Origin of the sequence: Aeromonas sp. Y318-3, assembly GCF_027706185.1 — a bacterium.
Lineage (GTDB): Bacteria > Pseudomonadota > Gammaproteobacteria > Enterobacterales > Aeromonadaceae > Aeromonas > Aeromonas veronii.
In genome coordinates, this window is the sequence record NZ_JAPDCN010000003.1 from 431,228 (window position 1) to 447,353 (window position 16,126).

The 16,126-nt window shown below is 57.0% G+C and carries 14 protein-coding genes; 9 read left to right on the forward strand and 5 right to left on the reverse strand.

The annotated features are described in order from the left end of the window. Window positions 1-198: 198 nt before the first annotated feature. Together OKB77_RS06550 and OKB77_RS06555 are read right to left on the reverse strand one after the other, a co-directional pair. Window positions 199-2,025 (reverse strand): ATP-binding protein, encoded by a 1,827-nt coding sequence (locus tag OKB77_RS06550; protein WP_333563153.1) that lies wholly within the window; start codon window positions 2,023-2,025, stop codon window positions 199-201. Window positions 2,026-2,033: 8 nt separating this feature from the next. After that, window positions 2,034-2,525: a molybdopterin-dependent oxidoreductase gene (locus tag OKB77_RS06555; protein ID WP_270817187.1), complete on the reverse strand. Its 492-nt coding sequence runs from the start codon at window positions 2,523-2,525 to the stop codon at window positions 2,034-2,036. A gap of 338 nt (window positions 2,526-2,863) precedes the next feature. Here OKB77_RS06555 and OKB77_RS06560 point away from each other — a divergent pair, with 338 nt between their 5' ends. From OKB77_RS06560 to OKB77_RS06585, 6 genes are all read left to right on the forward strand, one after another. Further along, window positions 2,864-3,214 carry an STAS domain-containing protein gene (locus OKB77_RS06560; protein WP_005333409.1) on the forward strand — a complete coding sequence of 117 codons (351 nt, stop codon included), beginning with the start codon at window positions 2,864-2,866 and terminating at the stop codon, window positions 3,212-3,214. Then, window positions 3,211-3,627 carry a hypothetical protein gene (locus OKB77_RS06565; RefSeq protein WP_270817188.1) on the forward strand — a complete coding sequence of 139 codons (417 nt, stop codon included), beginning with the start codon at window positions 3,211-3,213 and terminating at the stop codon, window positions 3,625-3,627. The genes OKB77_RS06560 and OKB77_RS06565 overlap by 4 nt, the downstream gene beginning before the upstream one ends. Window positions 3,628-3,645: 18 nt before the next feature. Further along, window positions 3,646-5,751, forward strand: coding sequence for an SLBB domain-containing protein (locus OKB77_RS06570; RefSeq protein WP_224969957.1), 2,106 nt, complete (start codon window positions 3,646-3,648; stop codon window positions 5,749-5,751). 1 nt (window position 5,752) lies between these two features. Next, a complete protein-coding gene (locus OKB77_RS06575) occupies window positions 5,753-6,421 on the forward strand; it encodes a tyrosine-protein kinase family protein (protein WP_005360129.1) in 669 nt (222 codons plus the stop codon). 23 nt (window positions 6,422-6,444) lie between these two features. Beyond that, window positions 6,445-7,935 (forward strand): SpoIIE family protein phosphatase, encoded by a 1,491-nt coding sequence (locus OKB77_RS06580; RefSeq protein WP_270817189.1) that lies wholly within the window; start codon window positions 6,445-6,447, stop codon window positions 7,933-7,935. A gap of 80 nt (window positions 7,936-8,015) precedes the next feature. Beyond that, window positions 8,016-9,017: a glycosyltransferase family 4 protein gene (locus OKB77_RS06585; protein ID WP_270817191.1), complete on the forward strand. Its 1,002-nt coding sequence runs from the start codon at window positions 8,016-8,018 to the stop codon at window positions 9,015-9,017. A gap of 292 nt (window positions 9,018-9,309) precedes the next feature. Here the strand turns inward: OKB77_RS06585 and OKB77_RS06590 are convergent, their stop codons facing one another. From OKB77_RS06590 to OKB77_RS06600, 3 genes are read right to left on the reverse strand one after another with little or no spacing between them, the layout of a single operon-like run. Beyond that, complete coding sequence (locus OKB77_RS06590; RefSeq protein WP_042052827.1) at window positions 9,310-9,945, reverse strand: sugar transferase; 636 nt, start codon at window positions 9,943-9,945, stop codon at window positions 9,310-9,312. Then, the gene (locus OKB77_RS06595) at window positions 9,942-11,135 is read right to left on the reverse strand and encodes a glycosyltransferase family 2 protein (protein ID WP_270817193.1); all 1,194 of its coding nucleotides are present in this window, start codon (window positions 11,133-11,135) and stop codon (window positions 9,942-9,944) included. Before OKB77_RS06595 ends, OKB77_RS06590 begins: the two co-directional genes overlap by 4 nt. Before the next feature lie 31 nt (window positions 11,136-11,166). Next, complete coding sequence (locus OKB77_RS06600) at window positions 11,167-12,222, reverse strand: glycosyltransferase (RefSeq protein ID WP_270817194.1); 1,056 nt, start codon at window positions 12,220-12,222, stop codon at window positions 11,167-11,169. Between the two features lie 253 nt (window positions 12,223-12,475). On the opposite strand from OKB77_RS06600, the gene OKB77_RS06605 reads away from it, so the two are divergent. From OKB77_RS06605 to OKB77_RS06615, 3 genes are all read left to right on the forward strand, one after another. Beyond that, window positions 12,476-13,891, forward strand: coding sequence for a GumC family protein (locus tag OKB77_RS06605; RefSeq protein ID WP_270817196.1), 1,416 nt, complete (start codon window positions 12,476-12,478; stop codon window positions 13,889-13,891). 336 nt (window positions 13,892-14,227) lie between these two features. After that, on the forward strand, window positions 14,228-14,803 hold the full coding sequence (locus OKB77_RS06610) for a hypothetical protein (RefSeq protein WP_270817197.1): 576 nt from the start codon (window positions 14,228-14,230) through the stop codon (window positions 14,801-14,803). Between the two features lie 355 nt (window positions 14,804-15,158). Then, window positions 15,159-16,076 carry a hypothetical protein gene (locus tag OKB77_RS06615; RefSeq protein WP_270817198.1) on the forward strand — a complete coding sequence of 306 codons (918 nt, stop codon included), beginning with the start codon at window positions 15,159-15,161 and terminating at the stop codon, window positions 16,074-16,076. Window positions 16,077-16,126 lie beyond the last annotated feature (50 nt).

Genomic DNA, 16,126 nt, shown 5'->3' on the forward strand with positions numbered 1-16,126 from the left:
CGGAACGTCACCACGCTCCCCTGTGGTCGCCGCAAAGAGATCAACAAATCCCTGCATACCCGAGACAAGCTGACGGCCCGTGCAGCTGTTGCGAAGCGGCTTGCCTGTGTGCATTCCAGACCCAAGCCCATTCAGTTGCCTGCAGAGATCAATGTTGCCCCACATGAGCAATCAGTAGCCCGGAATCAGGGGGGGGGGTTATTGCTTGGTGACACGCAGGGTGGCGTTGTATTTGAGCCGACCATGGGAAATATGTCTGTTTATCTCGCTCAGTAGCGTCTCTTTATTGATGGGCTTGGTGATATATCCATTCATGCCATGGGAGAGATAGTATTGCTTGGATTCCGGCATCGCATCAGCAGTCAGGGCGATGATGGGGATATCTGCCCAAGGCATCTGGGAGGTGCGGATCCGGGTGGTGGCCACCAGGCCATCCATCACTGGCATCTGGACATCCATCAACACCAGATCAAATTCGGTGTGACCCAGTTTCTCCAGCGCCTCTTCTCCCTGAACGGCCAGTGTGACCTGATGGCCCACGGAGTCGAGCATGGCGCCGATCACCTTGCGGTTGGTGGCATTGTCATCAACCAGCAAGATGCGATAACTCTCCTGATCCAGCGGTTTGGACGGCAGGCAAACAATCGAGGGGGTCGTGGCTCTGGCGGGCCAGATGTAGGTAAAGGTACTGCCATGCCCTTCGCTGCTCTCTACCGAGATATCGCCGCCCATCAGGCGTGCGAGATTACGGGATATTTCAAGTCCCAGGCCCGATCCGCCATATTGGCGGGTGATCGAGACATCCGCCTGGGCGAATCGTTGAAACAGGTTCTTTAGCTGACTTTTGCTCATGCCGATCCCGGTGTCCTGGATCGAGATGCGTATCGAGTGGCGATCCTGCTCCAACAGGGTGCTATCAACATGGATCTTTACTTCCCCCTGATGGGTGAACTTGATGGCATTGCTCACCAGATTGAAGAGGATCTGGCGCACTCTCAGCGGGTCGATCATCAACCACTCCGGCGTATCAGGGGCAACAGTCAGGGTTAGTTTGATCCCTTTTGCATCGCAGTTGCTCTGCATCAGGGCACGGATATCCTCCAGCAGCTGGGGCAAGTGATGGGGGGCCAGTTGCAGCTCGATCTTGCCCTCTTCCAGCTTGGATACATCCAGAATGTCGTTGAGCAGACCGAGCAGATGGTTTGCCGATTCGCGCGCCGTCTCCAGATAGTCTCGCTCCCTCGGATCCATATCCCGGTCGGCCAGCAGTGAGAGCATGCCGAGAATGCCATTCATGGGGGTGCGAATTTCATGGCTCATGTTGGCCAAAAAGCTGCTTTTGGCTCTTGTGCCTGCCTCTGCCGCCTGATTTGCCCGCAGCAGTTTGTCATTGAGCTGCTGCATCAGTTTGTGTTGCAGAAACGAGATATTCATTTGCCGCCAGATCAGCAGGGCGAGCACAAAGAGCAGCGCAAATTGCAGGGTCGCGATGAGTGTCGTCGTGATGATCTGCTCCCTCACGCTGTCGCGACGCGCCACATCAAACAGGGTCGCCTGCTGGTTCACCTCCAGGGTCAGCTGATGGAGCAGGGGGAGCAGAGAGGCGAGTTGTTGGCGCAGCTCCTGATGGGCAAGATTGTCCAGCGGCTTGGTGGTTTCCGGTCCGAGCCAGATATCCGCCAGAGAGATGTAGGAGCGAATGGCTTTGCTTGCCTGCTGGTAGATCTCTGTTTGCTGAAGCAGGCTGCGATCCTTGCTCTCCAGCACCAGATCCATGCGGCTGACCAGAATATCGTATCTGAGTTGGAAGGTCGGTTGCGACTCATGGAGCAGCGAGCTTTGAAAACGCAGCGCTTCGTTATAGAGCTGGAAATAGTTCCACATCACGTTGTCTTCGCCCTGGCTGGTACTGCGCTGCAGATCCTGAAATTGCCGGTACTGGATGGTACCAATACCGGCAAAGGCTAGGAGCAGCACACAAAGCACCACAAACAAGAAACGTTGACTGGCCGCCATGGAACGCATGATGGGATCTACTCCACTTTTATCGCACTGATCTGCCAGATAGCCCGACCGTAATAGAGCTTGTTTTGCAGTTCGGGATATTGATCGAACGGATAGACAAGGAACAGCGGCCCTTTGTCACGCACCGATAGTGGCTTGCCATTGATCGTGCGGGCGAGGATGACCCGATACTGCTCGGCATCGCTTGTCGGCACCTGTACCGAGTAGTCATTGAGCGCGGTAATGGTGAGCTGTTTGCCGGTTGCCCCGACCTTGGCCAATACATCTTGCAGCAGCGGGCCGCGAAAAGTCTTGGCTTCGTCATACCAGGGGGTATGGGTTTTGATTTCGTGTACCGGCAGTTGATCCAGCATGGCGCTGTCCCACAGGGCCAGAGCCTGATGAGTGGGGCTGCTGATGGCGCCTTCAACCTTCAACACGGCGCGGTCAGGGGAGGGGGCTGCGTATGCGGTGCCGCAAAGGGCTGCCAGCAGTGGTGCGATGTAAAGGCCTGCTTTCATGATCTCTCCTTCCTGGAAAATGGCGGCATGGGGGCCGAGCCAAAGGTGGCTTGTGAAGTGTGTCCAAAGGCAAGCAATAATCGGGCCCAGTCTAATGGGCTTGAATTATCAGCCATTTAGCCTGTTATCGAGCGATCTCGGCCAAGGTGAATTGCAGTTTGCAACGTGCGGGGGAGGTTAATTGCAATTTGGCAATCAAAACGAGGAGTGGGTGTCGATGAATAAGGAGCAAAGAGTATCATTTGGAGAACAAGTGCCGTGGCACTGCCCGGCATAACATTTGCAACGTGCTGAATGCCGTGACAGCAAATAGTCTGAGAATCGACAAGGAGCTAGCGATGGAAAGCATGACTTACACCCTTAATGATATCCAGGTAGTGGTACTGGAAAACGAGTTTGACGCGATGGCCGTCAGTGAGCTCCGCCCGTTGTTTGAAACCCTCTCGACCCACCCGGGAGATATCCTGGCCGATATCAGCGATGTTCATTTTATCGATTCGTCGGGGATCGGAGCCTTGGTATTTCTCTATAAAAGATTGATTATGAACGGGCATCAGATGGCCCTTGTCTGCGGACCCGGTCAACCCCATGACCTGCTGGAGATGCTGCATATCGACCGGGTGATCCCCTGCCATGAGAGCATCAAGGCCTATATGCGTTCCCGTGGCATGATGGCCGCTGCATCATGAAACGCTTTGGTATCCTGCTCTCATCCATTCTGCTGTCGGGTTGCGCGCAGTGGCCGCCACAGGGGTATGGCGGCATGGCCGAGGCAAGACCCACCCGTATTCCGGTCAATGAGGATGAACGGAGGGTCTGGTCTCGTTATGATGAGCGTCAGAAGGAACTCGACTTGCAGCTGACGGAATTAAAGCAAGCGAGTCTGCAGGGGTGTATGCCTGCCGAGTTGAAACGACTACAATCTCAACGTATTGATATCGAACGGGATATGCACGGACGGCTCTGGTCGGATGTAGCCTGGCGTCAGACCGTGCTGGCACAATCACTACAACAAATACGTTTGCGGCTGCAACAGACAACAGCGGATGGCTGTCGTGCTGATTGGTCAGGGCTCCCCTTACGCCAATGGGGGCAGACGTAACAGACGAAAAGGATGTCTATGAAACGGGGCGCTCTCGAAGGATTGATCTGTGTTCTCTTGCTGTTGTTCACCTGCCCGTTACTGGCCTCCGCCTTGTTGGCTCCCGGTGATCGGTTGGCCATAGTGCAACCCGGTGAGCCTGCTTTTGATCAGCCTTTCCAGATCAACAAGCAGGGGGAGATTGCACTGCCTGAAGTTGGCAACGTCGTGGTGGGGGGGAAGACCCTGCAACAGGCGGATGAGCTGATCCGCACCGCCCTCAAACCTGTTTACAACAACCTCTCTCAATTGACCGTCACCTTGCTGGAGAAGCGGCTGCTGATCAGCGTGATGGGCTATGTCAAAAAACCCGGCAGTTATGATCTGGCGCCCGATGGCAACGTGCAGATGGCCCTCGATGCCGCTGGTGGTCTGGTGCCCGGTGCCCAGCTCAACAACATGCAGGTGCGGCGCGGCAGCACGGTCTCTAGCTTCGACTACAAGCGTTATCTCGATACCGGTGATGCCAGCGTGTTGCCGCCATTGCAATCCCTTGATGTGGTGTTCGTACCCGCCTCTCCGCTGATCGGCAACGTGCAGATCGATTTTGATGCGGCAACCCTGGCGGCAGGCGGGGATGGCGATACCGGCAAGGCGATCAAGGTGTTTGGCGAGGTCAACAGCCCCGGCGCCTTCAGTTTCAAGAGTGGCAACTCCATCGTGGATCTGCTGATGCGGGCAGGTGGGGTAACCCGTTTTGCCGGGGTGGAGCGGATCCGGGTGATCAATGGTGATGCCCCCGAACTGTTCGATCTCAAAGCCTATCTCGACTCCGGCAACAACAAGCTGCTGCCCAATCTGGCGCCGGGCGCCACCATCTTCGTGCCCAAGGATGAAGAGCAGATAAAACGGGGGGCACGCACTATCTACATCATGGGCGAGGTGTTCAAACCCGGCGCCTATGAGGGGCGGGAAGGGGACTCTTTCCTCGATATTCTGGCCAATGCCGGTGGCCCGACCCGCTATGCCGAGAGTCGCCAGATCCGTTTGCTGCGCACCGATGGCACGATCGAACCCATCGACTTGCAGGCCTATACCGAAGGGATGCAAAAGGCGCTGCCCCAAGTCAAACCAGGTGATGCCATCTTTGTGCCGGAAAAAACCGATATCAACGAGAAGTCCTGGTTGAAGGTGGCACCCGGGCGGGCGGTGATGGTGATGGGGGCGGTGCGGATCCCGGGCCGCTATGAATGGTCTGACGAAATGTCGCTGCTGGATCTGATCGCCCACGCCGGAGGGCCCAACGAGCGGGCCGATATCGCCAAGGTGCAGATCCTGACTGCCGAAGGGGGGCAGGCCACGCCAACCCTTTTTGATCTCGACAAGTTCCTTCATCAGGGGGGGGCGCTGGCCAGCCTGCCGAAGATCCGGGCCGGATTCACCATCATGATCCCCGAGCTGCCCACCGATCCCAGTGACAACAAGTCCCAGTGGGTGCGCCAGTCACCGGACAGTTCCATCTATATCTTCGGTCAGGTCGGAGCCCCCGGTCGCTATGCCTTCAATGAGCAGATGGGCTTTATCGACATCCTGTCGGCCGCCGATGGTCCGACTGCGGCGGCGGATCTGCGCAATGTGCGCATCGCCCATCGCAGTGGCAGCACGGCGCGGGTCAGCAAGCTCGACCTTGCCCTCTACTTTGAAACCGGCGATGAAACCTTGCTGCCCAAGGTGCTGCCCGGCGACTCCATCTACCTGCCGGAGAAGAATCGTCCCTGGCTAGACGAGCCCAAGGAGAACACCATTCGGGTGTTGGGGGCGATTGCCCGCCCTGGGCGCTACCGCTTTGACTCCTCCATGACCCTGCTGGATCTGCTGGCCGAGGCGGGGGGGCCGACCAGCAGCGCCTATATCAAGAAGATTGTGGTGATCAACATGGCCACCAGTGGTCAGGGGGATCAGGCCCGCAGCTTCGATCTCGACGGCTTTGCCAAAGAGCCCGACTTTAGCCAGTTGCCGGTGCTGCGTGCAGGGGACACCGTCTTTATCCCTGACAGCAAAAGCAGCAACTGGGCCATCTTCATGGATGGCATGCGCGACATCCTGACCACAATCTCGGTGGTGGCCCTGGTCGGGACGCTTTGATATGAGCATCCCCATTCAATATCTGGAGCTCGAATCCCTCTACGCGGCGACGGTCGCCCGGGGGATCCGCTCTCTGGCGGTCACCTCGTCGGAAGGGGGGGAGGGGGTGAGCTCCATCTGCGATGCGCTGGCAAGACGCTCGGAGGCGGATGGGCTGCGCACCCTGCTGGTGGATCTCAACCTCTATCATCCCGGCCGCGCCACGGCGGTTGCCTGGGGGCCCAATGATGTGCCCGAGCCGGTGGCCACTGGTCGGTCGTTGTCGCTGCTCCCGGCTCCGGGCAAGGATCTGATGGCTTTTCGTAACAAGGATACCTTGCGCCAATTGCTGGTTCGCTGGCTGGAGCATTACGACGTGGTGATCTTCGATACCTCACCGCTCACTGCCCTCAATCGGGGTAATATTCCGGCCGATCAGGTGTGTGGGGCCTGTGAAGGGGCACTGCTGGTGGTGCTGGCGGGAGTGACGCCGACGACGGTGGTACAAAGTGCGGTGGATAAACTGACCCGTGCCGAGGCCAATCTGATTGGCGCTGTCTATAACGACAAACTCAACCCGGGGCTGGCCAGCGAGATCCTGCGCGAACTCAACCGGCTGCCCAGTAACCGGGTGACCGAATGGCTCAAGCGCTGGTGCCGGCGCAGTGCCTTGCTCAATTTCCGGATCTGATCGCCCGCTGATGGAGGCCCGATATGGATGACTGGTTGCGATCTGCTCCGGCAACCCTGCAGTCGGTGCGCGAACTGCGCAACCGGCTGGCGCAGGGACTCTCCCTGTTTCAGGTCTCCCCAAAGGATCAAGCCAACTGGCTGCTCTGTTTCAGTGAGCTGGCCACCAATAGTGTCAAGCACACAGCTCCTCCCGCGACCAGGCTCTGGCTCACGCTGAAAGAGGATGAAACGGGTTTGAGTCTGATACTGGAGGATGATGGCGGTCCGCAACCCGGTCTTGCCAGCGCGCCGTTACCCGATGAGCTGCAGGAGGGGGGATACGGGCTGGCGCTGGTGCACCAGCTGTTTGCCGAGGTGCACTTCTCTCGCGACGGTGATCGCAATCGCGTGACCCTTCGCCAGCAGGGCCCGGTCAACCAACTGCCGGTGCTCGCGGTGATCGACGATGACAAGGTGATGCGTGCCTTGCTCACCGCCTACCTTCATGAGCACTACCGGGTTGAAAGTTATGCCGACTCCCATACCGCCCTGCTGGCGCTCGGGAAGCAGCCCCCCGCTCTGGTGCTCTCCGATATCGAGATGGAGGGGATCGATGGCTTTGGGCTGCGCCAGCAGTTGATGAAGGATCCCAAGATGAAGGGGGTGCCCTTTATCTTCCTGACCGGTCATCAGGATCAGTGGACCCAGAGTCGGGCGGGGGCGCTGGGGATCGATGACTTTCTGGTCAAACCCATCACCAAGCAGGACCTGTTGCTGGCGGTTTCGCGGGTGCTGCAACGCTCGCAGCAGCTTAAGTCGCAATGGGGCGAACAGCTGGATCAGCGCATGACCTCGGCGCTGCGCCCGTTATTGCCCGCCACCGCCATAGGGGGATACCAGCTGGCGCTGCAAACCCGCGCGGCTACTGTGGGGGGCGGGGATTTTCTGCTGGTCAAGGATCGGGTGCTGTGGCTCGGGGATGTGATGGGCCACGATGCGGAAGCCAAGTTTTTTGCCCATGCCTATGCCGGTTATCTGCGCGGTTTGCTGACCGCCCACGATCTGGAGCGCGCCCCCGCCCGCTTGCTGACCATCTTGTCCAATGCGGTTCACAGTGATCCGCTCCTCGGGGCTACCCTGCTCACCACCCTCTGCATTGAGCTCGGCAACGAGGGGCGGGTGCAGTGGGCCAGTGCGGGCCACCCGGCGCCCTGGCTGGTCGGGCCCGGCACCATCCGTCAGGTCGGCGTGACCGGCCCCTTGCCCGGTTTGCGCCCGGATCCCCACTTCGTGACCAATGAGCGTCAGCTCAAGCCCGGCGAGATCCTGCTGTTCTGGACCGACGGTCTGCTCGATAGCCGTGATGCCGCAGAGCGCCAGCGCTGGGAGGCGCAGCTCAAGGAGATCTGCCTGACCTCAGGGCCCGGTCTTGAGCAACTGGCTCATCGCATTGCCCGCTGGTTTGATGAGCGCATCAATGATGCCGCCCTCGATGACATGACCCTCCTGCTGGTCGCCTGTCCCGGCGCCTGATCCTGCCCCTCTTTGCCTGACTGGCCCGCTCTATGCAGCGCCTCATTTCAGGTGGCATGGAGCCACGGGAGGAGGTGCCTATGTTACCCATGCAGCAGATATGGCTGGCCATCGATGCGCGTCAGGTCGGTGGAATAGAAGTTCACATTATCCACTTGGCCAACGATCTGCTGGCCAGAGGATTTCACCCCACCATAATGCTGGTGAGCAACCACGGTATGACCCCCTTTACGACCCTGCTCAAACAACAGGGCTTGCCCTACAAGGTGTGCCAAAACAGCCGCGACTTTATGCGCCGTCTGGCCCGCCAGCCTGCTTCTGTGCTGATCCATACCCACGGCTATAAGGCCGGGGTGCTGGGGCGGCTGACGGCCTGGTTCACCGGTAAATCGGTGGTCTCGACTTTTCACAGTGGGGATGACGGGGAGGGGTTGCTGAAGTTTTACAGCTGGCTGGATCGCACCACAGCGCGTTTTGCGAAGTGTATTGCAGTGAGCGAGCCCATCGCTCGCAAATTGCCTGTGCCAAGCACGGTGATCAGCAACTTTGTCCCCATGCCTGCGACGCCGGCATCGGTAACTGGCAACCGGATCGCCTTTGTCGGCCGCCTCTCGCCGGAAAAGGGGCCGGAGGCGTTCTGCCAGCTGGCCGCCTTCTGCCCGGAGGGGGCGTTTCATCTCTACGGGGATGGCCCCATGAAAAGCGGCTTGTTGCAGCAGTATGGTGATCGCGTCCAGCTTCATGGTTTCCAGAACATGGCCAATGAGTGGCACAACATCGACCTGCTCTGCATCACCTCCCGCTTTGAAGGGTTGCCGCTGGTGGCCCTGGAGGCGATGGCTCACGGCATACCGGTCTGTACCTTTGCGGTGGGGGGCCTGGTCAATCTGATCGACCATAAATCCAATGGCTGGCTGGTGGAGCCCGGCCATGTGCGGGATATGGCGGAGCTGGTCAACTACTGGCTGCGCAGCGATGGGGTGGTGCGCAGCAAAATGAGTCAGGCGGCCCGCAACACCATCGCCCGCGGATACAGCGTGAGCAACAGAGTGACCGATATTCTGGCCGTCTACGGCGCCTGAATCACGGAGAAACCTGTCAAAACGAGTGGCCGCTGGCCACTCGTTTTTTTATGTGCCGGTGTTAGGGGTTGCAGGGGGCGGATTGCTTCTGTGATCACGCAACGCTCGGGTTTCTGCGGTTGGTCAAGCGGACATCCGGCCTGTGGATGGATGGGGCCAGATGATGGCGATCAGATCGCTGACTTCTCAGTGATCACTGCGGACGTGCCACAAAGATGCGCCATAAAAAAGGCCATTGCAGTGGCAATGGCCTGATGGGCGTTGAGATATGGTTGAGGTCGGCGCGGCGGAATTAGCGCCCCTTCTTGCCGACCATGATGGCAATCGTCTTGCCGATGATATGCATATCCTGCACCAGCCAGCGCCAGGGGTGGAGCAGGGCAACCGAGTATGCCAGATCGAACGCCAGCTTGCTGCGCACATCATCCAGCGACTCGTCGTAACCCTGATTGACCTGCGCCAGACCGGTAATGCCGGGGGCCACTTCATAGGTGCGTTCGATAAAGTACGGCACCGCATCTTCCAGCCGGTTGGCGATCCCGGGTCGCTCCGGGCGGGGGCCGATCAGCGACATCTCCCCCTTGAGCACATTGATAAACTGCGGTAGCTCATCGAGCCGGGTTTTGCGCAGGAAGTCGCCGCTGCGGGTGATCCGGCTGTCCCCCTTGCCACACCAGACCGGCCCGGTAGCCGCCTCGGCGTCGGCGCGCATGGTGCGAAACTTGATCATGAAAAAGAGCTCGGTATGGGTGGCGTGGCTGCGCCCGATCCGCAGCTGACGAAAGAACACCGGCCCCGGGCTATCGAGCCGGATGGCCAGCATGATCAGCGGCCACAACGGCAGCGTCAACAGCAGGCCAAGAGTGGCACCGAGCAGATCCATGCTGCGTTTGACCACCAGGGTCAATCTTGGAATGGGGTGTGTCATACGGCTTTCTCCTGTGACATGAAACGTATGGGGGCGCGCAGGCAGTAGCGCAGGGTGCCCATGCCGTTGTACCAGTGTCCGAGCACCAGATAGTGGATCTTGCGAAACAGATTGGGCCAGGGGTGCACAGGGGTCAGCTGGATCAGGATGACCAGCAGATACCCCAGCAGTTGCAGCCCCAGCAACAGCTGAAATAGCAGGGATTGGGTGGCCAGCGGGATGGCGCAGAGCCACAGCAGGGTCAGGCAGAGCGGCATCAACACCCGCAGCCCCTTGCCACTGGCAAAGTTGAAGGCAACCCAGCCGAACTTGGGGTGTAGCAGGGGCAGCAACCGCAGCAGTTGCTGGGTGTTGCCAGCCCCGATCCGCTTGCGCCGTGTCGCCTCCAGCGCGGCATCGGAAACTTCCAGCTCCAGTGCGGCGCAGCGATTGTCATAGACCGCCCGATACCCCTTGGCGATGGCCTGCATCGGCAGGATGAAATCGTCGTTGATGGTATCGGCGGCCAGCGGGGTGAGGCACTCCCGGCGCATCATGTAAAAGGCCCCGTGAGCACCCAGCATGCCGCCAAGGGCCGACTCGCAGAGCTTGATCTGGCTTTGATAGTGCCAGTAACTCTCCTCGCCCTGGGAGCCCGGTTGCCAGAAGCGGTACGCTTCCCCGACCACCCCTACCTTGGGATCGGCAAAATGGGCAACTGCCAGCAGCAGGCTGTCGATGGGCAGCAGGGCCGAGACATCGGTGAGGGCAACCAGATCGCTGTGCACCCGGGTCATGGCCTCGTTGAGCACGGCGACCTTGCCGCGATTGCGGGGGTGATCAAACAGCCTGATCTGCAACTGCTGCAGGGCGGGATCACCGAGCTGGCTCAGCGCAATGGGGTAGCTGTTGTCGCTGCAGCCGTCGAAATGCACATGCACCCACAGCTTGTCGGCGGGGTAATCGAGGCTGGCGAGGTTTTGCAGCTTGGCCGCGATGGTCGCCGCCTCGTTATAGACCGGCATCAGCAGGGTGATGGTCGGCAGCGCCTCATCGGTGGCGTCTGTTTTGAACCCTCGATCCAGGGGGCGGGGAGGATTGGCCCCCTTGCGCGCCTGCCGACCACCAAGCTTGAGCAGCAGGGGATAGCCGACATGGTGGTAGACCACCAGTACAGCGCACAGCCAGAACACGATCATGATCCACTCCATGGGATGCTCCTCTGGTCATCGGGTCGCTTGATCAGCGGCTGTAAAGCTGCTGATAGGCCTGAGCCATCCGGCTCAAGCTGTTTTGCTGGCACACAAACTCTCGGGTGACGGCACGCAGGCTATGGCACTGCAGCAACCCTTGTGCCAGAAGCTGGGCAAGGCGGCCGGGATCTCGCTCCGACAGGATATGGCCGCTGGCCTGGCAGACGATCTCTCTGGCCGCCCCCACATCGCTCATCACCACCGGTACCCCGCAGGCCTGTGCTTCCAGCACGCAAAGCGGCATCCCCTCCGCCAGCGAGGGGAGGCAGAAGAGATCCAGCCCCTGATAGAAGCGCGGCATGTTTTCGACCAGCCCCAGAAAATGGACCCGATGGGCGATCCCCAGCTGCTGACACTGTTGTTGCAACGCATTTTGCAAACTCCCGACCCCTGCCAACGCAAGATGCACCTCCTCCGGCAAGGCGCGGATCGCCTCCAGCAGCAAGGTATGGCCCTTGACCGACTCAAGGCGGGCGGCGCAGCCAATCAACCTGACCCCTTGTGGCAATCCCATCTCCTGACGGGCGAGGGCGGCGGCGCCCGGGGCAAAGCGCTGCTCATCGATGCCGTTGGGGATCACGGTTGGCGACAGCTGGCCCAGCTTGGCCAGCAGCTGGCTGGCCACCGGCGTGGCATCGGCCACCAGAATGGGTTTGAAGGCGCGCAGTCCCCACAGGGCCAGCGTGCGCTGATGGGGATCATCGAGATACCAGGCATCGTGCTCTGTGTGTACCAGAGTAGGCACCCGGGCCAGCCGACTGGCGAGGCCGCCATAGAGCATAGGCCCCAGATGGTGGGTATGTACCGCGGCTGGCTTGAGTTGGCGCAACAGTCGGGTGAGCCGCCAGAGGGTCGCCAGCGACCAGCCTGCGGGCTTTTCCAGACAGTGAATGTGGCCTGCGAAGGGACGCAGGGCGGGCCATGCCCTTAACACATCCCCTTTGCGCCCTTCGAGGGAGATGATATGCACCGGCTGCTCGGCGGGGCTCGCCTGAGTGAGGTTGAGCACCATGGTCTCCAGCCCGCCGGGCTGCAGGTGCTGCACGATTTGTACGACAGGTTGCACGACAGACTGTAAGACGGGCTGGGTGCTGGCGCCCCTGCGGGGATGGGGTCTGTGCGACGGGGTTGGTGACAACATGGTTCGCGCTCCGGCAAGGGAAGGGGTGACACCCCGGATAGCGGGAGAATGCGAATCTTGTACCACTCTTGCGATCTGCCCACAGAGGCGATCAGCTCCTGTAGTGGCACTGCCTTTGCATCGTGCGGGGGGAGGGCTTTTCTCAGGGAGTGATGCCATGCCTGTCCAGTTCTATTACAACCTCTACATCATTCTCTTTGCCGCCTGGCGCCGTCGCTATCTGCTGTTGATCCCGGTGCTGGTAATGCCGCTGGTGGGCGTGACGGTCGGCCTGCTCACCCCCAAGGAGTATGAGAGCCGCACCACCTTTATGGTGCCGCAAGATGCCAACCAGACCCCGACCCTCAAGGATCTGATCACTCAGGAGAGTCTCAAGGATCGCTTTGCGGTGCTCGAAGCCCTGCTGCGCAGCCGCTATGTGCTGGACGGGGTGGCGCGGGATCGTGGCCTGGTCAATGACGAGACCCCGCCTGCTCAGCGCGATGCCATCATGGACTGGCTCTCGAGTGCCGTCTCGCTGCGGCTGATCGGCGATGAGGTGATCGAGATAAAGGTAAAAGCGGATTCGGCGGCCAACAGCGCCGGTTTGCTCGAAGCCATTTCGCGGCGCTTTTTCTTCAACCTGCTCAGCAAGGGGCGCCAGTCGGCGGAATCGTCCGAACGTTTCCTGCAAAGCCAGCTCGACAGCCGCCGCAGCGAACTGCAAGAGGCCGAGCAGCTGCTCGCCGACTTCAAACGGGAGCATGCCAGCGCCTTGCCCCAGCAGCAGAGTACCAACGTCGCCCGTCTCTATGGTTTGCAGGAGCGTTATGCCGAGAGCCTGATCACCTTGCAGCAGGCCAAGGCCCGGGTCGATCAGCTATCGCTGGGGCAGGAGAGCCAGCTGGCCCGCCAACTGGATGAGAAGCTGCAACTGATGCGCACCGAGCTGGTGTTGCTGCGGGCTCGCTACAGCGACGAGCACAGCAAGGTGCAGAGTCTGCGCTATCAGATTGGCCAGTTGCAGCAGGAGTTCGAGCAGCTCAAATCCCAACCGGACATGGCCCGCGGGCCCGAGTGGCAGTTGGCCCAGACGCAGCTGACGGAGGCAGAGCAAAACGCCGCTGGCTTGAAGAGCCAGCTGGATGGGCTGGACAAGGTGGTCGACTCCCAGGGAGATACCGAGCGCCAGCTCGCCGAGCTGGAGCGGGATCTGGCGGTCAAACGCACCCTCTATCAGGATTTGTTGCTGCGCTATGAGAAGGCCAAGGTGACCGGCGATCTGGGCAACTTCGAGCAGGGGGAGCGGATCAAGGTGATCGACAAACCCTTTGCCCCCAGCAAGCCGAGCAACTACCCGCTCTGGCTGTTTCTGCTGGCGGGCATTGTTGGCGGGTTGGGGCTGGGCTGCGGTCTGGCGCTGGTGGCCGAACTGGCGGATGCCAGCCTGCGCCGCTCCGATCAACTGGCCGCTCTGGTCAAGGCGCCGGTGCTAAGCCGCATTCCCTACTGCGAGCCGGTGCCGGACTATCCATCCAATAGTGATCATGCGCTGGATGGGCAGGTGTTGCCCTTGTCACCAGAACCGGGTTGATTGCCACAAAAGCTGGCTATCAGCCGGAATCTGAATATTTCTGATTAGGCCTCTTAATGAGGCCTTTTTATATGGGTCAGGCAGTGGGGAAAAAAATGTATGTCACCCAGAAACGAGACTGGATTGCTTCGAGCAAAGTCCCAAATTATTCAAAAAGTTGAGGTTTGTAGTATTTTCCATTTTCATTTATTGACTATGTTTTTTCACGGTGTTACAAGTGGAGTTAAAAGTTGAAGTAAAGTGAATTGCTACTAATTCAAGACTTATGTCGGTAATATTAATGCTTTACTTCATTTACTTCATTTACTGTATTAGTTGTTTTTTTAGAGGTTGTAAGTGGACGAGAATTATATTATTTCAGTTTTTTCAGCAGCCGTTTCATTGATGGCTGTAGTGATTGCTTTTGCTGGATTGTATTTTTCATTCCGTAAGGATAAATTTGATAAACAAGTCACAATGGACAAGGAGATTTTTGATTCTTCCGTTAGGAAGCTTGAGTCTGCATATGAGATGTTAACTCGAGATGGTGTTTCAGATAACATTGTAAAATCATCTAGAATATTATGGTTGTCAGCTGCTAGAGAACTGGAAAAGTATAAGATTTTTAAAGGTAGGTTGCAAACCGAGCATTACAAGATGGTACTTCAGTCTATAGAAGAGTATTGGAGTCAGAAGTTTTATGACGTTGTTGGGGGGAATTCAATTATACATTCCAGCTACTACAATGGTTTAGAGCCTGGTTCAGTATTAATAGTTTACGCGTTTGCTAGTTGGAAAGAAGAACAAGAGTGCCCTATTGATAAGGTTGATTACGTACAGCTTTTGGCTTCGGCTGAAATATTTAAAGGTCGATATGGGCTAAAAGATTTTATTAAAAATAGCAAGCAGCATTCCCACTTAGCACAATCATAACAAAGCTTTTAAGTGTGACTCGCAACTAAGGTCTGGCTCCATGTGTACGGTGTAATGGGTTAGGTGACTGCATATATCAGCTCGTAGGTTCGATTAGCCGGTAGGCGTAATCGGACGCTCGCGGTGACACTCCACGTCAATATTGCAATAATGTAACGACCGGTGCCAGTTCGAGAGTCAGTTTTTGGTGGGGCGAAGTGGTAATCTGGGCTGTTTTTGGTGAGTTAAAAAGAAATATTTTAGAAAGACCGCGAACGTCCGATTACGCTGCGCTAATCGAACCTACGGCCCTGAAAGTTAGGTGTTGCATTGCCTATCTCTTAATAAAAGCTTGAATTTATAATGGAGAACTCGCTTGAAAGTCAGAAAACCAAACGAATACAAATTTAAATGTATAAATGATAATTACCCTTTATACGCTAGGTTACTTGCGAGAGATATTAGTGGGATTTCTGAGTTGCCTGATTTTAGTGCCGATGATGGATTATTTATAATGTCTGATTTTGGTGGTGAACATAAAGGTGCAGAATTCTCAACTTATGCATTCCTTATACTCTCAGCTGATAAACGGTTTGTGTTTGAAGAGAAGGTAAAAGAGCTGAGGGCAAAACACTTATTGAATGAGCCATTCAAAGAGTTTAATTATAAAGACTTGAGATATGGTCCAATCAAAAGGGCATTGTCAGAATATCTGGAATTAGTTGATAAGTACATACATGGTGCACTAGTCACGGTTTCAATAGATCGAAATATTGGGACTGTTTTTGGGTTAAACACACAAGCATCTCGTAAAGAACTTGTTGAACTCCTGTCTAGTCATAACTATCTTGGTTGGAAAGGGAAGGATGCAGAAAAACTTTTAAGAGTACTACATCCACTATGTATGTTTTTAAGCATGCTTGGACATCAAGGGCAAAAAGTTCTGTGGCTTTGCGACAATGATGCAATTAATGAGGATGGCAATGAACGCTCATTTGACGATACTCAAAAGATATATTCCAATGTCTTAAAAATGTACTGCGATTATGAATTTGATATTCTTGGCTTTGCTAAACCTTTTAAGAATGATGTCTTAACAAGTGACTTGTTAAGTGTTACCGATTTTGCTGCAGGTACGATACAGGACATTCTGCAGTCGTATATAAAAGAGAAAAACTGTAAGGATGACGAATCCAAGATTAAGTTAGTTAAATGGATGGCTAAAGAGAGCGATTTTTTGACAAAAATAAATCTTGTCATTACTCGGCTAGGGAAGGTGCGAACAAGTCCCTGATGTGAGATCATGAGCCCCACTTGGCATCAGGGATAAGGTTCAGCATGAAT